General features: G+C 63.0%; 24 protein-coding genes. All 24 read left to right on the top strand.

The window, feature by feature from the left end; genetic code table 11:
- Positions 1–23: 23 nt before the first annotated feature.
- The 24 genes from rpoC to rpsH all read left to right on the top strand — a co-directional run bounded on the left by rpoC (position 24) and on the right by rpsH (position 21,115).
- Positions 24–4,220, top strand: a complete 4,197-nt coding sequence (gene rpoC, locus XH84_RS37485) for a DNA-directed RNA polymerase subunit beta' (protein ID WP_128919610.1) — start codon at positions 24–26, stop codon at positions 4,218–4,220.
- A 192-nt stretch (positions 4,221–4,412) separates the two neighbouring features.
- Positions 4,413–6,467, top strand: coding sequence for an FAD-dependent oxidoreductase (locus XH84_RS37480; RefSeq protein ID WP_128948688.1), 2,055 nt, complete (start codon positions 4,413–4,415; stop codon positions 6,465–6,467).
- Between the two features lie 134 nt (positions 6,468–6,601).
- Positions 6,602–8,641, top strand: a complete 2,040-nt coding sequence (locus XH84_RS37475; protein WP_128919612.1) for an ABC transporter ATP-binding protein — start codon at positions 6,602–6,604, stop codon at positions 8,639–8,641.
- Positions 8,638–8,856, top strand: coding sequence for a hypothetical protein (locus XH84_RS37470; protein WP_128919613.1), 219 nt, complete (start codon positions 8,638–8,640; stop codon positions 8,854–8,856). The genes XH84_RS37475 and XH84_RS37470 overlap by 4 nt, the downstream gene beginning before the upstream one ends.
- 665 nt (positions 8,857–9,521) lie before the next feature.
- Positions 9,522–9,893, top strand: a complete 372-nt coding sequence (gene rpsL / locus XH84_RS37465) for a 30S ribosomal protein S12 (protein WP_007603006.1) — start codon at positions 9,522–9,524, stop codon at positions 9,891–9,893.
- Between the two features lie 15 nt (positions 9,894–9,908).
- Positions 9,909–10,379 (top strand): 30S ribosomal protein S7, encoded by a 471-nt coding sequence (rpsG, locus tag XH84_RS37460; RefSeq protein ID WP_008136420.1) that lies wholly within the window; start codon positions 9,909–9,911, stop codon positions 10,377–10,379.
- Between the two features lie 33 nt (positions 10,380–10,412).
- Positions 10,413–12,485, top strand: a complete 2,073-nt coding sequence (gene fusA, locus XH84_RS37455) for an elongation factor G (RefSeq protein ID WP_128919614.1) — start codon at positions 10,413–10,415, stop codon at positions 12,483–12,485.
- Positions 12,486–12,525: 40 nt separating this feature from the next.
- Positions 12,526–13,716: an elongation factor Tu gene (gene tuf / locus XH84_RS37450; protein WP_126258104.1), complete on the top strand. Its 1,191-nt coding sequence runs from the start codon at positions 12,526–12,528 to the stop codon at positions 13,714–13,716.
- 83 nt (positions 13,717–13,799) lie between these two features.
- Complete coding sequence (gene rpsJ / locus XH84_RS37445; RefSeq protein WP_002712302.1) at positions 13,800–14,108, top strand: 30S ribosomal protein S10; 309 nt, start codon at positions 13,800–13,802, stop codon at positions 14,106–14,108.
- Positions 14,109–14,207: 99 nt separating this feature from the next.
- Positions 14,208–14,921 (top strand): 50S ribosomal protein L3, encoded by a 714-nt coding sequence (rplC, locus tag XH84_RS37440; RefSeq protein WP_128919615.1) that lies wholly within the window; start codon positions 14,208–14,210, stop codon positions 14,919–14,921.
- Position 14,922: 1 nt separating this feature from the next.
- Entirely contained in the window at positions 14,923–15,543 is a 621-nt protein-coding gene (rplD, locus tag XH84_RS37435; RefSeq protein ID WP_074116741.1) for a 50S ribosomal protein L4, read from the top strand.
- Complete coding sequence (locus XH84_RS37430; protein ID WP_028137022.1) at positions 15,540–15,842, top strand: 50S ribosomal protein L23; 303 nt, start codon at positions 15,540–15,542, stop codon at positions 15,840–15,842. The genes rplD and XH84_RS37430 overlap by 4 nt, the downstream gene beginning before the upstream one ends.
- 12 nt (positions 15,843–15,854) lie before the next feature.
- A complete protein-coding gene (gene rplB, locus XH84_RS37425) occupies positions 15,855–16,688 on the top strand; it encodes a 50S ribosomal protein L2 (RefSeq protein WP_028137021.1) in 834 nt (277 codons plus the stop codon).
- Positions 16,689–16,700: 12 nt separating this feature from the next.
- Complete coding sequence (rpsS, locus tag XH84_RS37420) at positions 16,701–16,979, top strand: 30S ribosomal protein S19 (RefSeq protein WP_008136357.1); 279 nt, start codon at positions 16,701–16,703, stop codon at positions 16,977–16,979.
- A gap of 10 nt (positions 16,980–16,989) precedes the next feature.
- The gene (rplV, locus tag XH84_RS37415) at positions 16,990–17,373 is read left to right on the top strand and encodes a 50S ribosomal protein L22 (RefSeq protein ID WP_128919616.1); all 384 of its coding nucleotides are present in this window, start codon (positions 16,990–16,992) and stop codon (positions 17,371–17,373) included.
- A 17-nt stretch (positions 17,374–17,390) separates the two neighbouring features.
- Positions 17,391–18,116, top strand: a complete 726-nt coding sequence (gene rpsC / locus XH84_RS37410) for a 30S ribosomal protein S3 (RefSeq protein ID WP_014494500.1) — start codon at positions 17,391–17,393, stop codon at positions 18,114–18,116.
- Between the two features lie 30 nt (positions 18,117–18,146).
- Positions 18,147–18,560 (top strand): 50S ribosomal protein L16, encoded by a 414-nt coding sequence (gene rplP, locus XH84_RS37405; protein WP_008136349.1) that lies wholly within the window; start codon positions 18,147–18,149, stop codon positions 18,558–18,560.
- A gap of 5 nt (positions 18,561–18,565) precedes the next feature.
- Positions 18,566–18,772, top strand: coding sequence for a 50S ribosomal protein L29 (rpmC, locus tag XH84_RS37400; protein ID WP_011088144.1), 207 nt, complete (start codon positions 18,566–18,568; stop codon positions 18,770–18,772).
- A 13-nt stretch (positions 18,773–18,785) separates the two neighbouring features.
- Entirely contained in the window at positions 18,786–19,034 is a 249-nt protein-coding gene (gene rpsQ, locus XH84_RS37395; protein ID WP_128919617.1) for a 30S ribosomal protein S17, read from the top strand.
- Positions 19,035–19,117: 83 nt separating this feature from the next.
- Complete coding sequence (gene rplN / locus XH84_RS37390; RefSeq protein WP_063682754.1) at positions 19,118–19,486, top strand: 50S ribosomal protein L14; 369 nt, start codon at positions 19,118–19,120, stop codon at positions 19,484–19,486.
- Positions 19,486–19,800: a 50S ribosomal protein L24 gene (gene rplX / locus XH84_RS37385; RefSeq protein WP_007603031.1), complete on the top strand. Its 315-nt coding sequence runs from the start codon at positions 19,486–19,488 to the stop codon at positions 19,798–19,800. The genes rplN and rplX overlap by 1 nt, the downstream gene beginning before the upstream one ends.
- The gene (gene rplE / locus XH84_RS37380) at positions 19,793–20,350 is read left to right on the top strand and encodes a 50S ribosomal protein L5 (protein ID WP_011088141.1); all 558 of its coding nucleotides are present in this window, start codon (positions 19,793–19,795) and stop codon (positions 20,348–20,350) included. Before rplX ends, rplE begins: the two co-directional genes overlap by 8 nt.
- A gap of 46 nt (positions 20,351–20,396) precedes the next feature.
- Entirely contained in the window at positions 20,397–20,702 is a 306-nt protein-coding gene (rpsN, locus tag XH84_RS37375) for a 30S ribosomal protein S14 (RefSeq protein WP_018322268.1), read from the top strand.
- Positions 20,703–20,716: 14 nt separating this feature from the next.
- Positions 20,717–21,115, top strand: a complete 399-nt coding sequence (gene rpsH, locus XH84_RS37370; protein ID WP_128919618.1) for a 30S ribosomal protein S8 — start codon at positions 20,717–20,719, stop codon at positions 21,113–21,115.
- The last annotated feature ends 5 nt before the right edge of the window (positions 21,116–21,120 follow it).

Genomic DNA, 21,120 nt, shown 5'->3' with positions numbered 1-21,120 from the left:
GACCGGCACGCGAGGAGAAGACGATGAACCAAGAAATTATGAATCTCTTCAACCCGACGACGCCGGCTCAGGTCTTCGACCAGATCCGGATCTCGATCGCGTCTCCAGAGAAGATTCTGTCCTGGTCCTACGGCGAGATCAAGAAGCCGGAGACCATCAACTACCGTACCTTCAAGCCCGAGCGCGACGGCCTGTTCTGCGCCCGCATCTTCGGGCCGATCAAGGATTACGAGTGCTTGTGCGGCAAGTACAAGCGCATGAAGTACAAGGGCATCATCTGCGAGAAGTGCTCGGTCGAGGTGACGCTGTCGCGCGTCCGGCGCGAGCGCATGGGCCATATCGAGCTCGCAGCCCCCGTCGCCCACATCTGGTTCCTGAAGTCGCTGCCCTCGCGCATCGGCCTTCTGCTGGACATGACGCTGAAGGATCTCGAGCGGATCCTCTACTTCGAATACTACGTCGTGCTCGAGCCTGGTCTCACCGCGCTCAAGGACCGTCAGCTGCTGTCCGAGGACGAGTATCTCAAGGCGCAGGACGAATACGGCCAGGACTCCTTCACCGCCATGATCGGCGCTGAAGCGATCCGCGAGCTGCTCAAGGGCATGGACCTCGAGAAGCTGGAGGCTTCGCTCCGCATCGAGATGCAGGAGACCGACTCCGACATCAAGCACAAGAAGCTCGCCAAGCGCCTGAAGATCGTGGAAGCGTTCCGCCACTCCGGCAACAAGCCGGAATGGATGATCATGACCGTGGTTCCGGTGATTCCGCCGGACCTGCGTCCGCTGGTGCCGCTGGACGGCGGCCGCTTCGCGACCTCGGACCTCAACGACCTCTATCGCCGCGTCATCAACCGCAACAACCGCTTGAAGCGGCTGATGGAGCTGCGCGCGCCCGACATCATCATCCGCAACGAGAAGCGCATGCTTCAGGAAGCGGTCGATGCGCTGTTCGACAACGGCCGCCGCGGCCGCGTCATCACGGGTGCCAACAAGCGCCCGCTGAAGTCGCTCGCCGACATGCTCAAGGGCAAGCAGGGCCGCTTCCGTCAGAACCTGCTCGGCAAGCGCGTCGACTATTCCGGCCGTTCGGTGATCGTGGTCGGTCCCGAGCTGCGCCTGCATCAGTGCGGCCTGCCGAAGAAGATGGCGCTCGAGCTGTTCAAGCCGTTCATCTATTCGCGGCTCGACGCCAAGGGCCTGTCCACCACGGTGAAGCAGGCCAAGAAGCTGGTCGAGAAGGAGCGGCCCGAAGTCTGGGACATCCTGGATGAGGTGATCCGCGAGCATCCGGTGCTGCTCAACCGCGCGCCGACGCTGCATCGCCTCGGCATCCAGGCGTTCGAGCCCGTGCTGATCGAGGGCAAGGCGATCCAGCTTCACCCGCTGGTCTGCTCGGCGTTCAACGCCGACTTCGACGGCGACCAGATGGCCGTGCACGTTCCGCTGTCGCTCGAAGCGCAGCTGGAAGCGCGCGTCCTGATGATGTCGACCAACAACATCCTGCATCCGGCCAACGGTCAGCCGATCATCGTGCCGTCGCAGGACATCGTGCTCGGTCTCTACTACGTTTCGATCATGCGCGAAGGCCTGCCCGGCGAGGGCAAGATCTTCGGCGACATGGCCGAGCTCGAGCACGCCCTGCACGCGAAGGTCATCCACCTCCACACCAAGATCAAGTACCGGTGGCAGGGCATGGACGAGACCGGCAAGGTCTCGACGCGCTGGATCGAGACCACCGCCGGCCGCGTCATGCTCGGCAATCTGCTGCCGAAGAACCCGCGGATTTCGTACGAGATCATCAACAAGCTGATGACCAAGCGCGAGATCTCGGGCGTGATCGACCAGGTCTACCGTCACTGCGGTCAGAAGGAGACGGTGATCTTCTGCGACCGCATCATGGCGCTCGGCTTCTACAACGCGTTCAAGGCCGGCATCTCGTTCGGCAAGGACGACATGGTCGTGCCGCACGGCAAGTGGAAGATCGTCGACACCACGCGTACGCTGGCGAAGGATTTCGAGCAGCAGTACAACGACGGTCTGATCACCCATGGCGAGAAGTACAACAAGGTCGTCGACGCCTGGTCGAAGGCCACGGAAGAAATCGCCAAGGCGATGATGAAGGAGATCTCCTCGACCAAGAAGACGGCGAGCGGGGCCGATGCCGACATCAACTCGATCTACATGATGGCTCACTCCGGTGCCCGCGGTTCGCCGGCCCAGATGCGCCAGCTCGCCGGCATGCGCGGCCTGATGGCCAAGCCGTCGGGCGAGATCATCGAGACGCCGATCATCTCGAACTTCAAGGAAGGCCTCTCGGTGCTCGAGTACTTCAACTCGACCCACGGTGCCCGTAAGGGCCTCGCGGACACCGCGTTGAAGACCGCCAACTCCGGCTACCTGACCCGTCGTCTGGTCGACGTCGCGCAGGACTGCATCATCACGCAGAGCGATTGCGGCACCAAGCTCGGCATCAAGATGCGCGCCATCGTCGATGCCGGCACCGTGGTCGCTTCGCTCGGCTCGCGCATCCTCGGACGCACGGCCTGCGAAGACATCCGCGACAGCTCCGGCAAGGTGATCATCAAGCGCGATACGCTGATGGAAGAGAGCCATCTGGACGCCATCCAGCAGGGTGGCGTGCAGGAGGTGAAGATCCGCTCGGCGCTGACCTGCGAACTCGTCAACGGCATCTGCGGCAAGTGCTACGGCCGCGATCTCGCCCGCGGCACGCCGGTCAACCACGGTGAAGCGGTCGGCGTCATCGCGGCGCAGTCGATCGGCGAACCGGGCACTCAGCTCACCATGCGCACCTTCCACATCGGTGGTGCGGCGCAGCTCAACGAGCAGTCCTTCGTCGAAGCCAACTTCGACGGCAAGATCGTGATCCGGAACAAGGCCATTGCCCGCAACAGCGAAGGCCATCTGATCGCGATGGTGCGCAACATGGTGGTGGCGATCGTCGATGCCGACGGCACCGAGCGTGCGACGCACCGCGTCCAGTACGGCTCGCGCCTGCACGTCGACGAGGGCGACATGGTCAAGCGCGGTCAGCGCATCGTCGAGTGGGATCCCTACACCCGTCCGCTCCTCACCGAAGTCGAAGGTACCATCGGCTTCGAGGATCTGGTCGAGGGGCAGTCGATCTCGGAAACGCTCGACGAAGCAACCGGTATCGCCAAGCGCGTGGTCATCGACTGGCGCTCCACCCGCGGCGGCTCGGACCTGCGTCCGGCCATCGTGGTCAAGGGCAAGGACGGCAAGGTGCTCAAGCTCGCCCGTGGCGGCGATGCCCGCTACATGCTGTCGGTCGACGCCATTCTCTCGGTCGACGTCGGAGCCAAGGTCAATCCGGGTGACATTCTCGCCCGTGTCTCGACCGAAAGCGCCAAGACGCGTGACATCACCGGCGGTCTGCCGCGGGTGGCGGAACTGTTCGAGGCACGGCGTCCGAAGGATGCGGCGATCATCGCCGAGATCGCGGGCACCATCCGGTTCGGGCGCGACTACAAGAACAAGCGTCGCATCTCGATCGAGCCGATGGACAAGACCGACGAGCCGCGCGAGTACCTGATCCCGAAGGGCAAGCACATCCACCTTCAGGATGGCGACGTCGTCGAAAAGGGCGATTTCATCGTCGAAGGCAACCCGGCACCGCACGACATTCTGGCGGTCAAGGGCATCGAGGAACTGGCGGCCTATCTGGTCAACGAGATCCAGGAGGTCTATCGGCTCCAGGGCGTGCTCATCAACGACAAGCACATCGAGGTGATTGTCCGTCAGATGCTCCAGAAGGTGGAAGTCACCGACCAGGGCGATACGGACATGATCTCGGGCGAGCAGGTCGACAAGATCGAGTTCGACGCGTTGAACGAGAAGGCCAAGGAAGAGGGCAAGAAGCCTGCCACGGGAACGCCGGTTCTGCTCGGCATTACCAAGGCGAGCCTCCAGACCCGTTCGTTCTTCTCGGCGGCCTCGTTCCAGGAGACCACCCGCGTCCTCACGGAAGCGGCGGTCAACGGCAAGGTCGATCCGCTCGAAGGCCTCAAGGAAAACGTCATCGTCGGCCGGCTGATTCCGGCAGGCACCGGCGCCTCCATGGCCAAGATCCGCGAAGTCGCCATGAAGCGCGACAAGCTGATCCTGGACGAGCGCGAGAAGCAGGCGGCCGTCGTGTCGCCCGCTCCGGAAGCGGAGCTTCCTGCGCTGCCGCCCGCGGAATGATCGTTCATCCGTAGGAATACTGAGGACAGTGAAAAGGCCGGCGAAAGCCGGCCTTTTTGCCGCATTCTTTGCCTGCTGCGATGCAGGATCAACGTTTGTTCATCTTTCCTTCAGGCGTAAAAGCGCTTCTGCTAGGAGAGTTTAGACCGGTGGTCCCGTGAAGGGGGGCGGACCGGAGACCACGGAACTCACATGCTTGATCTCGCAATCGTAGGCGGCGGCCCTGGCGGGCTGATGAGCGCTTGGTATCTGAAGCGCAAGCTTGGCGATCTCTGTCGCGTCACCATCTACGAGGCCTCCGACCGGCTCGGCGGCAAGATCGTCACGCGCAAGTTCGATTCCGCGCCCGCGATGTACGAGGCCGGCGTGGCCGAGATCTACGATTACTCGATGACGGGTCCGGATCCGCTGCGCGAGTTGATCCAGCATTTCGGGCTGCAGACCATTCCGATGGACGCCGAGCAGGTGCACCTCGGCGGCGAGCTGCTGAACGACGTGCCCGGCATGCGCCGCAGATACGGCGCCAAGACCGCTTCTGCGATCGAGGCCTTCCGCAAGCGTTGCACCGAGATGATGTCGCCGATCGAATATTACGAGGGCGTCGGCGCGCACGACAACGAGAATCCCTGGGCCTACAAGACCGCCGAGCAGGTGCTCGACGAGGAGGTCGAGGACGAGACGGCCAAGCGCTTCTTCAAGGTGATGGCGCGCTCCGACATCGCGACCGAGAGCCACAACACCAACGGCCTCAACGCGCTCAAGAACTACCTGATGGATGTCGACGGCTATATCGGCCTCTATTCCATCCAGAATGGCAATGAGCAGCTGATCGAGTGCCTGCAGTCGGAGGTCAACGCCGACATCCAGCTCAATCATCGCGTGCTCGCGGTGGGCAAGGCGCCGACCGGCCGCTACCAGCTCAAGATGATGAACGGCAAGGGACCGGAGACCCGCGACTTCGATCTCGTGCTGGTCTGCCTGCCGCATTCCTGGCTCGCCACCATGGGGTGGGAAGGCGAACAGCTGCGCAAGTCGATGGTCAAGCACGTCTCCTACTTCGACCGTCCCGCGCATTACCTGCGCGTCTCGATCCTGTTCGACACGCCATTCTGGGGCGAGAAGATTCCCGGCGCCTGGTTCATGTCGGAAGCTTTCGGCGGTTGCTGCGTCTACAACGAGGGCGCGCGCCACGACGTCGGCAAGCACGGCGTGCTGAACTGGCTGATTCCCGGCTCCGACGCGCTGGCCTACGCCAATCTGTCGGACCAGGAGCTGATCGACGCCGCGCTGAAGTCGCTGCCGGCTTCGCTCGGCGATGCGCGTTCGCATTTCATGGAAGGCAAGATCCACCGCTGGCTGTCGTCAGTGAACGCGATACCGGGCGGTCTGCCCGTGCGCGACGTCATGACCAACCACCGGCCGGAGCCGAAGGAGCATCCCGGCATCGTGGTGGTCGGCGACTATCTGTTCGACTCGACGCTGAACGGCCTGCTCGATTCCTCGGACGCCGCCACCGACATCATCCTGACCGAGATGATGCGCCTGCGCCGGGAGCGCGCGCAGGAGGACAAGCCGCTCTCCGACAAGATCGATCGCGGTTATTTCGAAAACTATCGCGGCCTCGGCCCCTATCACGAGGCTTGGCGTCACTTTACCGACCCCGATTATCTCACCAAGCTGCTGGGCATCGTCTGGGGTAAGACGAAGGGCGCCAAGCTGCTCGTCGCGGGCTCCGCCAGCGGCGAGCTGATCGGCGCGCTGCGCGAGCGCGGAATCGATGCCTTCGGCATCGAGAACAACCGTGCCATCCACGCCAAGACGCCGAAGGCGCTGATGACGTACAACAAGCTCGGCTCGATCACCGACATGCCGTTCAAGGACGGCGCGTTCGACTTCGTGTTCGAGACCAGCCTCTGCCACGTTTCCCCGAAGCAGGTGGTCCGCGCGATCCGCGAGCTCAACCGCGTGGTCAAGACCGGCCTCGTGTTCGGCTCGATCACCTCGGACATGGCTCCCGCTCTGATCGACCGCTACGACCTGCTGCGCGGGGTCAAGAAACTCGGCACTTGGTGGGAATGGTCCGAACTGTTCTTCGGCAATGGTTTCGACCTCTCGATGCACCGCAAGGATTGCACCGATGCGCTCTGGGAGGCGACGCTCGCCGCCAACAAGGGGCCAGGGCAGTGGTACGCCGACGCCGACAGCTTGCGCTATTCCTTCTTCGACAAGGTCGAGGACGAGGAATAGCCGCGGGACACGCGTCGAATTCGCCAATTGTTTTGCCGAATTCATCCTGATCGCATAGAATCGGTGCAATAGCGGCTTTCCGCTACGTCCTGCTTTCTCTGCGGTCATGCCGGCCGTCAGCATCGGTTGGTTTCATGGCATCCAAGCCTCTTTCGCCCGACAAGCCTCTCTCGCCCGACAAACAGAAGCTCGCCGCAGAAGAGGCGGCCGAGCTCGACGACAAGCTCGCCGCTTCTGCCAAGCCGGACCTCGACGACGAGGAGGATGACGAAGACGAGGCGGATGACGGGCTGGAACTCGAGGACGACGATGAGGACGAGGATCTCGTCGTCTTTACCGCCCGCGAAGCCGCCGGCGCGCTCGCGACCATCCTCGGGTTCGTCAAACCCTATCTGACGAACTACAAGCGAATGCTGTCATTCGTGGCGTTTGGCGTCTGCGTCGAGACGCTGTTCAACGTCATCATGCCGCTCAGCCTCAAGTTCCTGATCGACGACGCGCTCGGCGAGGAGGACTTCCAGGCGCTGTACAAGATCCTCGGCGTGCTCGCCGTCGCCGGCATCTTCACCTCGATTGTCGCAGTCTGGTATGAGCGCTGGGATGCGCGGCTGGCGGCCTGCATCATCTCGGACGTCCGCAAGCGCCTGTTCGAGCACGTCCAGGACCTGCCGACGGCCTATTTCGGCCGCACCAAGCGCGGCGAGATCTTGTCGCGCTTCTCGGTCGACCTCTCGGCGTTCGAAGGCTCGGTCAAGACCTTCGCCAACAGCGCGGCGCTGCCGTTCCTGGAATTGATCGCCGGCATCATCCTGATGTTCTTTTTGAACTGGCAGCTCGCGGTCGTCGCGCTGCTCGTGTTCCCGATCACGCTGATCGGCCCGCGCATTCTCACCCCGAAGGCGGTGCAGGCCAATTACGAGCAGAAGCTCAACGAGAGCGCGCTGCTCGGCATGGTGCAGGAGAACGTGGCGGCGCAGGCCGTGATCAAGGCATTCAGCCTGCAGCGCAAGATGTTCGGCTTCTTCGCCTTCCGCAACGACGAGACGCGCAACAAGATCGCCTCGGCCGGGTTCCTGTCGACCATGGTGGAGCGCACGGTCACCATCTCGGTGCTATTGCTGCACCTCGTGGTGCTCGCGATCGGCGCGTATCTCGCGACCAAGGGGCAGATCACCATCGGCACCTTCGTCACCTTCGAGAGCGCATTCTGGGAGGTCTCCTACAACATCGCCCATGTGATGCATTTCATCCCGGTGTCGATCTCCTCGGCCGCCGCGGTCCGCCATATCCAGGAGCTGCTGGACGAGCCGGCCCGTAGTGCCGATCGTCCCGGTGCGCCCGATTTGCCGCGCATCACCAACGACATCACCTTCGACCACGTCACCTTCCAGTACGAGGGCAGTCAGACGCCGGTGCTGGACAATCTCAGTCTCAAGCTCAACGCAGGCAAGCGCATCGCGATCGTCGGCCCGAGCGGCTCTGGCAAGAGCACGTTGCTCAACCTGATCCTGCGGCTCTACGTGCCCGACGAGGGGCGCGTCACCATCGACGGTGTCGACGTCCGCAAGGTGACGCTGGATTCGCTGCGCCGGAGCATGGCGGTGGTGTTCCAGGAGAACATGCTGTTCAACATGTCGATCCGGGAGAACATCCGGCTCGGCAAGGAGGGCGCGACCGACGAGGAGGTGGAGGACGCCGCCAAGAAGGCCGAGATCCACCGCTACATCATGGGTCTGCCGCAGCGATACGACACGCCGGTCGGCGAGCGCGGCGACACCCTGTCTGGCGGCCAGCGCCAGCGCATCGCGATCGCGCGCGCGATCATCCGCAACCCCTCGGTGCTGCTGCTGGACGAAGCCACTTCAGCGCTGGACCAGACCACGGAAGCGGCGATCAACCGCACGCTGCTCAAGGTCGCCAAGGGCCGCACCATGATCTGGTCGACCCACCGTCTGACGTCGGTGGTCGAGATGGACGAGATCATCGTGATTTCCGGGGGCAGGGCGATCGAGCGCGGCTCTCATGCCCAGCTGCTCGCCAGGAACGGCACCTATCGCAAGCTGTGGAACGACCAGATCCACCAGCCGCATGGCGCGGCTGCCCTCGCCGACGATAGCACAGACGATGACGACGAAGACGACCTCGAGGAGGATGAGGACGACGAGAAGGAGTGATCGGGCTCAGCACCGATTCCGTGATTCCGGTCATCGGCGCTGGCTTGATTCCCGACGTGACGATGAGCATTTCGATTCGAAAAACACGTCGGATGGCTCTCATGCGGATTGGTCAGGACCATCGAAAACGCCGCGAGCCGATATCGCTGGCGTCGGTCGCGCCGGACAATCGTCCGTCGATCCTGGTGAAGTCCCCCGCCGCCGGGTGCTGCTGAAGCGGACAGATTTGCGCTTACAGGTCAAAAACACCGTCCGGCGGGACATAAAAGTACTTTTTACCCGGATACAAATTACAGCGAGGCTGGCGAAGTGAAGTCTGCGGTCTCGTGTCGGGGGGCACGGTGAGGGCGGCAAACAGCGATTTTGAGAGGCTCCTGAAGCGCTTCCTGACTGTCGTTTCGCCTTGACTTGAGCGACTCTCACTTATAGAAAGCGCCTCACTTAACGACAGGCGGTGAGCATCGCCAGCGTCGGAACGGGCCACCCGTTAGACCCCATGGACTTGATCCAGAAGGGTCGCTTAAGGCGGGCACCAACCTCGACGAATGCCGCTCAAACGCTGTCGATCATAGCTAGGCAATGCCAGTGCGATTCTAGTTCTCTTGAGCACGTTCTCTTGAGATCGAATTCGGATGCATGACCTCAGTGCGCGGGCCACGGCTTTATGCTGACCGGCCTCAATACTGCGGTCCTCTGTGGCGTCGAAGCGCTTTCCGCCCGTTGATGGGGTGGTTGGCGCGATTTCGCTTTGTGCGGTTAGTTCCGCGGAAGGTGACCTCGTCGGGCAGGCAGCTCGAAAGAATTTGCAGTCCCGGCAACGGGCTGCGGCAAGACAGCGGATCCCAATAGGGGCTGCGACAGAACAAAGGGTAAGGCCAGGATGCCGACGATCAACCAGCTGATCGCTCAACCGCGTGAAGTGCAGAAGTCGCGCAAGAAGGTGCCGGCGCTGCAGCAGTCGCCGCAGAAGCGTGGTGTTTGCACCCGCGTCTACACCACGACCCCGAAGAAGCCGAACTCGGCGCTTCGTAAGGTCGCCAAGGTGCGCCTGACCAACGGCTTCGAGGTGATCGGCTACATCCCCGGCGAGGGCCATAACCTCCAGGAGCACTCGGTGGTCATGATCCGCGGCGGCCGCGTCAAGGACTTGCCCGGCGTGCGCTACCACATCCTCCGCGGCGTTCTGGATACCCAGGGCGTCAAGAACCGTAAGCAGCGTCGTTCGAAGTACGGCGCGAAGCGTCCGAAGTAAGCGGGAACCAGGTCCATGTCTCGTCGCCACTCAGCGGAAAAGCGCGAAGTCCTTCCCGATCCGAAGTTCGGGAACATCATCGTCACGAAGTTCATGAACTCGGTGATGTACGCCGGCAAGAAGTCGGTCGCGGAAGGCATCGTTTACGGTGCGTTCGGCATCATCGAATCCAAGACCAAACAGAACCCGCTCGGCGTGTTCGAGCAGGCGCTCGAGAACGTCATGCCGACGATCGAGGTTCGCTCTCGCCGCGTCGGCGGCGCGACCTACCAGGTTCCGGTCGAGGTTCGCTCGACCCGCCGGCAGGCGCTCGGCATCCGCTGGCTGATCTCGGCTGCGCGCGAGCGCAACGAGAAGACCATGACCGAGCGGCTTTCGGCCGAGCTGCTGGACGCATCGAACAACCGCGGGAACGCCGTCAAGAAGCGTGAAGACGTGCACCGGATGGCGGAAGCCAACCGCGCCTTCTCGCATTATCGCTGGTAACGGCGACACACTCGGACTTGCAAGGAACGACCCATGCCCCGCCAACATGCCATCGAGGACTACCGTAACTTCGGTATCATGGCGCATATCGACGCCGGCAAGACCACGACGACCGAGCGCATCCTCTATTACACCGGCAAGAGCCACAAGATCGGCGAAGTGCACGAAGGTGCTGCGACGATGGACTGGATGGAGCAGGAGCAGGAGCGTGGCATCACGATCACCTCGGCTGCGACCACCGCCTTCTGGGCCGGCAAGCGCCTGAACATCATCGATACTCCCGGCCACGTCGACTTCACCATCGAGGTCGAGCGCAGCTTGCGCGTGCTCGACGGCGCGGTTTGCGTGCTCGACTCCAACCAGGGCGTCGAGCCCCAGACCGAGACCGTCTGGCGCCAGGGCGACAAGTACAAGGTTCCGCGCATCGTCTTCGCCAACAAGATGGACAAGACCGGCGCCGACTTCTTCAAGTGCCTGGCCGACATCGTCGACCGCCTCGGTGCCAAGCCGATCGCGATCCAGCTTCCGATCGGCGCCGAGAACAACTTCAAGGGTCTCGTCGACCTCGTAAAGATGCAGGGCATCATCTGGAACGATGAATCGCTCGGCGCGAAGTTCGATTATGTCGACATTCCCGAGGATCTCGTCGAGCAGGCCAAGGAATATCGCGAGAAGATGGTGGAAGCCGCCGTCGAGCTCGACGACGACGCCATGGCCGCCTATCTCGACGGCAAGGAGCCGGACGAGGCGACGCTGAAGCGGCTGATCCGCAAGGCGGTGCTGACCGGCGCGTTCTATCCGGTGCTGTGCGGCTCGGCCTTCAAGAACAAGGGCGTGCAGCCGCTGCTCGACGCCGTCGTCGACTATCTGCCGTCGCCGATCGACGTGCCCGCGATCAAGGGCACCGACGACCGCGGTAACGAGGTCGTGCGCAAGGCGGACGACAAGGAGCCGCTGGCGCTGCTCGCGTTCAAGATCATGGACGACCCGTTCGTCGGCACCATCACCTTCTGCCGCATCTATTCCGGCGTCCTGCAGAGCGGCACCGGCGTCGTGAACTCGACGCGCGAGAAGAAGGAGCGCATCGGGCGCATGCTGTTGATGCATGCGAACAACCGCGAGGACATCAAGGAAGCCTATGCCGGCGACATCGTCGCGCTGGCGGGCCTGAAGGAAGCGCGCACCGGTGACACGCTGTGCGATCCCGACAAGCAGGTGATCCTGGAGAAGATGGAATTCCCCGAGCCGGTCATCGAGATCGCGATCGAGCCGAAGTCCAAGGCCGACCAGGAGAAGCTGGGTGTGGCGCTGGCCAAGCTCGCCGCGGAGGATCCGTCCTTCCGCGTGTCGACCGACCAGGAGTCCGGCCAGACCATCCTCAAGGGCATGGGCGAACTCCATCTCGACATCAAGGTCGACATTCTCAAGCGTACCTACAAGGTCGACGCCAACATCGGCGCCCCGCAGGTTGCGTTCCGTGAGCGCGTCACCAAGAAGGCCGAGGTCAAGTACACCCACAAGAAGCAGACCGGCGGTACCGGTCAGTTCGCGGAAGTGTCGATCGTGGTCGAGCCGAATGAGCCCGGCAAGGGTTACGAGTTCGAGTCCAAGATCGTCGGCGGTGCGGTTCCGAAGGAATACATCCCCGGCGTCGAGAAGGGCCTCAACAGCGTGATGAGCTCTGGCGTGGTCGCGGGCTTCCCCGTGGTCGACGTCAAGGTTCAACTCGTCGACGGCAAGTATCACGACGTCGACTCGTCGGCGCTCGCCTTCGAAATCGCATCGCGCGCGGCATTCCGCGAAGCCTTGCAGAAGGGCAAGTCCGTCCTGCTCGAGCCGATCATGAAGGTCGAAGTCGTGACCCCGGAAGACTACACCGGCTCGGTCATCGGCGACCTGAATTCCCGGCGCGGTCAGATCCAGGGTCAGGACATGCGCGGCAACGCCAACGTCATCAACGCGATGGTGCCGCTCATGAACATGTTCGGTTACGTGAATAACCTGCGCTCGATGAGCCAGGGTCGCGCGACCTTCACCATGCAGTTCGACCACTACGCAGAAGCGCCGGCCAACGTGTCGGCAGAAGTCCAGAAGAAGTTTGCCTGATTGTCGTCGGTCTAAAGCTGACGATTGAACGGAGAGTCAAATGGCCAAAGCAAAGTTTGAACGTAACAAGCCGCACTGCAACATCGGCACCATCGGTCACGTCGACCATGGCAAGACGTCGCTGACCGCGGCGATCACCAAGGTTCTCGCCGAAGCCGGCGGTGCGACGTTCACCGCGTACGACCAGATCGACAAGGCGCCGGAAGAGAAGGCGCGCGGCATCACCATCTCGACCGCGCACGTCGAGTACGAGACGCCGAACCGCCACTATGCCCACGTCGACTGCCCCGGCCACGCCGACTACGTCAAGAACATGATCACCGGCGCCGCTCAGATGGACGGTGCGATCCTGGTCGTGTCGGCTGCCGACGGCCCGATGCCGCAGACCCGCGAGCACATCCTGCTCGCCCGCCAGGTCGGCGTGCCCGCGCTCGTCGTGTTCCTCAACAAGTGCGACATGGTCGACGATCCGGAGCTGCTCGAGCTCGTCGAGCTCGAAGTCCGCGAGCTGCTCTCGAAGTACGACTTCCCGGGCGACAAGATCCCGATCATCAAGGGCTCGGCGCTCGCCGCCCTCGAAGATTCCGACAAGAAGCTCGGCCACGACGCCATTCTCGAGCTGATGAAGAACGTCGACGAGTACATCCCGCAGCCGGAGCGTCCGATCGACCAGCCGTTCCTGATGCCGGTTGAAGACGTGTTCTCGATCTCGGGCCGCGGCACCGTCGTGACCGGCCGTGTCGAGCGCGGCGTCGTCAAGGTCGGCGAGGAAATCGAGATCGTTGGTCTGCGCGCCACGCAGAAGACCACGGTCACCGGCGTCGAAATGTTCCGCAAGCTGCTCGATCAGGGCCAGGCCGGCGACAACATCGGTGCGCTGCTCCGCGGCACCAAGCGCGAAGACGTCGAGCGCGGCCAGGTGCTGTGCAAGCCGGGTTCGGTCAAGCCGCACACCAAGTTCAAGGCTGAGGCTTACATCCTCACCAAGGAAGAGGGCGGTCGCCACACCCCGTTCTTCACCAACTACCGTCCGCAGTTCTACTTCCGCACCACCGACGTGACCGGTGTCGTGCATCTGCCGGAAGGCACCGAGATGGTGATGCCGGGCGACAACATCGCGATGGAAGTGCACCTGATCGTGCCGATCGCGATGGAAGAGAAGCTCCGCTTCGCGATCCGCGAAGGTGGCCGCACCGTCGGCGCCGGCGTCGTCGCCTCGATCATCGAGTAACAAGCGAATAGGGAATGGTGAGTGGCGAATAGGGATCTCTATTCGCTACTCGCTACTCGCCACTCACTAGAGAAAGCACGGCAATGAACGGCCAAAACATTCGTATCCGTCTCAAGGCGTTCGACCATCGTATCCTCGATACGTCGACCCGCGAGATCGTGAACACGGCGAAGCGCACCGGCGCGCAGGTCCGCGGACCCATTCCGCTGCCCACCCGCATCGAGAAGTTCACCGTCAACCGTTCGCCCCATGTCGACAAGAAGAGCCGCGAGCAGTTCGAGATGCGCACTCACAAGCGACTGCTCGACATCGTCGATCCGACCCCGCAGACCGTCGATGCTTTGATGAAGCTCGACTTGGCCGCCGGTGTCGACGTCGAGATCAAGCTCTGAGCATGCCCCCGAAAAGTGGGCACCGGTTTTCGGATCGGGTCATGCTCACTTACGAAGATTAGCTAGTCCGCAAGGACAGAAAGAACAGGAAGCAAGCCGATGCGCTCCGGAGTGATCGCACAAAAGGTCGGGATGACGCGGGTCTTTACGGAGACCGGCGAACATATCCCCGTGACCGTGCTGAAGCTCGGCAATTGCCAGGTCGTAGGCCACCGCACCGAAGAGAAGAACGGTTACGTCGCGCTCCAGCTCGGTTCTGGCAGCCGCAAGACCGTTTACATGCCCAAGGCGGAACGCGGCCAGTTCGCGGTCGCCAAGGTCGAGCCGAAGCGCCGGGTCGAGGAATTTCGCGTCTCGCAGGACGCGATGATCCCCGTCGGCGCCGAGATCCTTGCGGATCACTTCGTCGTCGGTCAGTTCGTCGACGTCACCGGCACCTCGGTCGGTAAGGGGTTCGCCGGCGGCATGAAGCGCTGGAACTTCGGCGGTCTGCGCGCCACCCACGGGGTCTCGGTCTCGCACCGTTCGATCGGTTCGACCGGCGGCCGTCAGGACCCCGGCAAGACCTGGAAGAACAAGAAGATGCCCGGCCACATGGGTGTCGACCGCATCACCACGCTCAACCTTCGCGTCGTCCAGACCGATGTCGAGCGCGGCCTGATCCTCGTCGAAGGTGCCGTTCCCGGCTCCAAGGGCGGCTGGATCCGCGTGCGCGACGCCGTCAAGAAGCCGCTGCCGAAGGATGCTCCGAAGCCCGGCAAGTTCAAGGTTGCTGGCGACGCGGAAGCCGCTCCGGCTGCGCAGGAGGCGTGAGATGGAATTGAAGGTCACCACCCTCGAAGGTAAGGAAGCCGGCTCGGTCCAGCTCTCCGACACCATTTTCGGCCTCGAGCCGCGCCAGGACATCATTGCACGTTGTGTGCAGTGGCAGCTCAACAAGCGCCAGGCCGGTACGCACAAGGCCAAGGGCCGCGCGGAGATCTGGCGCACCGGCAAGAAGATGTACAAGCAGAAGGGCACCGGCGGTGCTCGTCACGGCTCGGCCCGCGTGCCGCAGTTCCGCGGCGGCGGTCGTGCCTTCGGTCCGGTGGTGCGCTCGCACGCCACCGACCTGCCGAAGAAGGTCCGCGCGCTCGCCCTGAAGCATGCGCTCTCGGCCAAGGCCAAGGACGGCGATCTCGTCGTGATCGACAAGGCCGCGCTGGAAGCCGCCAAGACCAAGGCGTTGCTCGGTCATTTCTCGGGTCTGGGCCTGACCAACGCGCTGATCATCGACGGTGCCGAGCTCAACAACGGTTTTGCCGCTGCGGCCCGCAACATCCCGAACATGGACGTGCTGCCGATCCAGGGCATCAACGTCTATGACATCCTGCGCCGTCAGAAGCTGGTTCTGACCAAGGCCGCCATCGATGCGCTGGAGGCGCGCTTCAAATGACGAAGAACATCGAGGCTCGCCACTACGACGTGATCGTGGCGCCGGTCGTGACCGAAAAGGCAACGATCGCATCCGAGCACAACAAGGTGCTGTTCAAGGTGGCCGCGAAGGCGACCAAGCCGCAGATCAAGGAAGCGATCGAGAAGCTGTTCGACGTCAAGGTCAAGAGCGTCAACACGCTGGTCCGCAAGGGCAAGACCAAGGTCTTCCGCGGCAATCTCGGCTCGCAGTCGAACACCAAGCGCGCGATCGTGACCCTCGAAGAGGGCCACCGGATCGACGTCACCACCGGTCTGTAAGGTCGTACGACGATGGCACTGAAGAAATTCAACCCCACGACGCCGGGCCAGCGCCAGCTGGTCATGGTCGATCGTTCGGCCCTCTACAAGGGCAAGCCGGTCAAGGCGCTCACCGAGGGCAAGCATTCCTCGGGTGGCCGCAACAACACCGGTCGCATCACCGTGCGCTTCCGTGGCGGCGGCCACAAGAAGACGCTGCGCACCGTCGATTTCAAGCGCGAGAAGATCGACGTTCCCGCGACCGTCGAGCGGCTCGAGTATGATCCGAACCGCACCGGCTTCATCGCGCTGATCAAGTATCAGGACGGCGAGCAGGCCTACATCCTGGCGCCGCAGCGCCTGGCCGTGGGCGACACGATCATCGCCGGCAACTACGTCGACGTGAAGCCGGGCAACGTCATGCCGCTCGGCAACATGCCGGTCGGCACGATCATCCACAACATCGAGGTCAAGATCGGGAAGGGCGGCCAGCTCGCCCGTTCCGCGGGCACCTACGCCCAGCTCGTCGGCCGCGACCAGGACTACGTGATCATCCGCCTGAACTCGGGCGAGCAGCGCCTGGTGCACGGCCGTTGCCGCGGCACGATCGGCGCGGTGTCGAACCCGGATCACATGAACACCTCGATCGGTAAGGCCGGTCGCAAGCGTTGGATGGGCCGTCGCCCGCACAACCGCGGTGTCGCGATGAACCCGATCGACCATCCGCACGGCGGTGGTGAAGGTCGTACCTCGGGCGGCCGTCACCCGGTCACTCCGTGGGGCAAGCCGACCAAGGGCAAGAAGACACGCACCAACAAGTCGACCAACAAATTCATTCTCCTAAGCCGCCACAAGCGGAAGAAGTAAGGAACGCCGGACATGGTTCGTTCAGTCTGGAAAGGCCCGTTTGTCGAGGGCTCTCTGCTCAAGAAGGCAGATGCCGCGCGCGCGTCAGGCCGTCACGACGTCATCAAGATCTGGAGCCGTCGCTCGACGATCCTGCCGCAATTCGTCGGCCTGACCTTCGGCGTCTACAACGGTCAGAAGCACGTGCCGGTGGCCGTCAACGAGGAAATGGTCGGTCACAAGTTCGGCGAGTTCTCGCCGACCCGGACCTTCCATGGCCACTCCGGCGACAAGAAAGCCAAGAAGGCTTGAGGATTAAACGATGAGCAAACCTAAGCGCGAACGGAGCCTCGCCGACAACGAGGCCAAGGCGGTCGCCCGGATGCTGCGGGTGAGCCCGCAGAAGCTCAACCTGGTCGCCCAGCTCATTCGCGGCCGGAAGGCCGCCGCTGCGCTCGCCGACCTGCAGTTTTCGCGCAAGCGAATCGCGGTCGACGTGAAGAAGTGCCTGGAATCGGCTATCGCCAACGCCGAGAACAATCACGACCTCGACGTCGACGATCTCGTCGTGGCGCAGGCCTTCGTCGGCAACGGCCTCGTGATGAAGCGCTTCGCCGCTCGCGGCCGTGGCCGCTCGGGTCGTGTCTACAAACCATTTTCGCAGCTGACGATCATCGTTCGTCAGGTCGAAGCTGAAGCCGCTTAAGGGCGCAGGAGAACACGATGGGTCAAAAGATCAATCCGATCGGTCTGCGCCTCGGCATCAACCGTACCTGGGATTCCCGGTGGTTCGCCGGCAAGCAGGAATACGGCAAGCTGCTGCACGAGGACGTCAAGATCCGTGAGATCCTGCACAAGGAGCTCAAGCAGGCGGCCGTCGCCCGCATCGTGATCGAGCGTCCGCACAAGAAGTGCCGCGTCACCATCCACTCGGCCCGTCCGGGCGTGGTGATCGGCAAGAAGGGCGCCGACATCGACAAGCTGCGCAAGAAGGTCGCGGACATCACCTCGTCCGACGTCGTCATCAACATCGTCGAAATCCGCAAGCCGGAGCTCGACGCGACGCTGGTGGCAGAGTCGATCGCGCAGCAGCTGGAGCGCCGCGTGGCGTTCCGCCGCGCCATGAAGCGCGCCGTGCAGTCGGCGATGCGTCTCGGCGCGGAAGGCATCCGCATCAACTGCTCGGGTCGTCTGGGCGGTGCGGAAATCGCGCGCATGGAGTGGTACCGCGAAGGTCGCGTGCCGCTGCACACCCTGCGCGCCGACATCGACTACGGCGTTGCGACCGCGTTCACGACCTTCGGCACCTGCGGCGTCAAGGTCTGGATCTTCAAGGGCGAGATCCTCGAGCACGATCCGATGGCCCAGGACAAGAGAATGGCCGAAGGCGAGACGGGCGGCAGTGGTGATCGTGGTGGCCGTCAGCGCCGCGATACGGCCGCAGCCTAAAGCCGCACAGGAATTTGAGGGCTCAAAGCCATGATGCAACCTAAGAAAACGAAGTTCCGGAAGGCGCATAAGGGCCGCATCCACGGCGTTGCGTCTTCGGGCGCGACGTTGGCGTTCGGCCAGTTCGGGCTGAAGGCGACCGAGCCTGAGCGCGTCACCGCGCGCCAGATCGAAGCCGCTCGCCGCGCGCTGACCCGCCACATGAAGCGCGCCGGCCGCGTCTGGATCCGCGTGTTCCCGGACGTTCCGGTGTCGAAGAAGCCGGCCGAAGTCCGCATGGGCTCCGGCAAGGGTTCGCCGGAATTGTGGGTCGCGCGCGTTAAGCCGGGCCGGGTGCTGTTCGAGATCGACGGCGTCAACACCCAGACGGCGCGTGAAGCGCTGACCCTGGCGGCCGCCAAGCTGCCGATCAAGACGCGCTTCGTCGAGCGCATTGCGGAGTAATGCCCATGGCCCAGATGAAGATCGAAGACATCCGCGCGATGAGCCCCGACCAGCAGGATGACGCCATCCTGAACCTGAAGAAGGAGCGCTTCAACCTGCGCTTCCAGCGCGCCACCGGGCAGCTCGAGAACACCTCGCGCCTGCGCGAGGCCCGCCGTGACATCGCCCGGATCAAGACCGTCGCCGCGCAGACGCGCGCGAAGAAGAAGTAAGAGGCTTACGAAGATGCCGAAACGTACTTTGCAGGGCGTGGTCGTCAGCGACAAGCAGGCCAAGACCATCGTGGTGCGCGTTGATCGCCGCTTCACGCACCCGATCTACAAGAAGACGATCCGCCGTTCGAAGAACTACCACGCGCACGACGAGAGCAGCCAGTTCAAGCCGGGCGACATGGTGTGGATCGAGGAATCGAAGCCGATTTCGAAGTTGAAGCGCTGGGTCGTGATCCGGGGCGAACACAAGAAAAGCGCCTGATCTGTTGGCTTTAGCCGACTGACTTCAGGGAAATGTTGAGCGCCGGCTGGGCTGGCGCAAAGAGAAGAGGACGAGGTGCATCAATGATTCAGATGCAGACCAACCTCGACGTGGCCGACAATTCTGGCGCACGCCGTGTCATGTGTATCAAGGTGCTCGGGGGCTCCAAGCGCCGCTACGCCACGATCGGCGACGTCATCGTCGTATCGATCAAGGAAGCGATTCCGCGTGGCAAGGTGAAGAAGGGCGACGTGATGAAGGCCGTCGTGGTGCGCGTCCGCAAGGACATCCGCCGCGCCGACGGTTCGGTCATCCGTTTCGACCGCAACGCCGCCGTTCTGATCAACAACCAGTCCGAGCCGGTCGGCACCCGTATCTTCGGGCCCGTGCCGCGCGAGCTGCGCGCCAAGAACCACATGAAGATCATCTCGCTCGCGCCGGAGGTGCTGTGATGGCTGCGAAGATCCGCAAGGGCGACAAGGTCGTCGTGCTGACCGGCCGCGACAAGGGCCGGACCGGCGAAGTGTTCGAAGTGCGTCCCGACGCCGGCACGGCGCTGGTGCGCGGCATCAACATGGTCAAGCGTCACCAGAAGCAGACGCAGGCCCAGGAGGGCGGCATCATCTCGAAGGAGTCGCCGATCCAACTGTCCAACATCGCGTATGTCGGCAAGGACGGAAAGCCGACCCGCGTCGGATTCAAGATTCTGGCGGACGGCAAGAAGGTCCGCATCGCCAAGAGCTCGGGAGCTGAGATCGATGGCTGAGGCCGCTTACACCCCGCGCCTGCGCGCGGAATACGACGCGAAGATCCGCACGGCCATGACCGAGAAGTTCGGTTATGAGAACGTCATGCAGGTTCCTCGCCTGGACAAGGTCGTGCTGAACATGGGCGTTGGCGACAGCGTCAACGACCGCAAGAAGGCCGAGACCGCCGCTGCCGAGCTGACCCAGATCGCCGGCCAGAAGGCGATCGTGACCTATTCGCGGATCGCGATCGCGACCTTCAAGCTGCGTGAGAACCAGCCGATCGGCTGCAAGGTCACGCTGCGCAAGGCCCGCATGTACGAGTTCATCGATCGCCTGGTGACGGTCGCGCTGCCGCGCGTCCGCGACTTCCGCGGCCTGAACCCGAAGAGCTTCGACGGCCGCGGCAACTACTCGCTCGGCATCAAGGAGCACATCATTTTCCCCGAGATCGACTTCGACAAGGTCACGGAAGCCCGCGGCATGGACATCACCGTCTGCACCACGGCCAAGACCGACGAAGAGGCGAGGGCCTTGTTGACCGCTTTCAATTTCCCGTTCCGGCAGTGAGATGCTGACCTAAAGCCTCTCAAACGCGGATACCCAGGAGCCAAGCATGGCAAAGAAGAGTTCAGTCGAGAAGAACAACCGGCGCAAGCGGATGGTGAAGAACGCCGCCGCCAAGCGCGAGCGGTTGAAGGCGATCATCGCCGACAAGAAGCTGCCGATGGAGGAGCGTTTCGCTGCGACGTTGAAGCTGGCGGAAATGCCGCGCAACTCGTCGGCGACCCGCATCCGTCTGCGTTGCGAACTGTCGGGCCGCCCGCGCTCGAACTACCGCAAGAACAAGTTGTCCCGTATCGCGCTGCGCGAACTTGGCTCCAAGGGCATGGTCCCGGGCCTCGTGAAGTCCAGCTGGTAAGGAGGGTCGTTTAGATGTCTACGCACGATCCAATCAGCGATCTGATCACCCGTATCCGTAACGCGCAGATGCGCGCGAAGACCAAGGTCTCCACGCCTGGCTCGAAGATGCGCGAGAATGTGCTCGAAGTCCTCAAGTCCGAGGGTTACATCCGCGGCTACGCCACGCTCGAGCATTCCTCGGGCCGCAGCGAGATCGAGATCGAGCTGAAGTATTTCGACGGCGAGCCCGTCATCCGCGAGATCGAACGTGTCTCCAAGCCCGGGCGTCGTGTCTACGCCTCGGTGAAGAACCTGCCGCGGGTCAACAATGGGCTCGGCATTTCGGTGTTGTCGACGCCGAAGGGGATCATGGCCGACCACAGCGCGCGCGACGCGAATGTGGGCGGTGAAGTCCTCTTCACGGTGTTCTGAGAAGG

Source organism: Bradyrhizobium nanningense (assembly GCF_004114535.1).
GTDB lineage: Bacteria > Pseudomonadota > Alphaproteobacteria > Rhizobiales > Xanthobacteraceae > Bradyrhizobium > Bradyrhizobium nanningense.
Note: the sequence above shows the minus strand (reverse complement) of the source record. Positions and strands in the feature narration are given on the sequence as shown.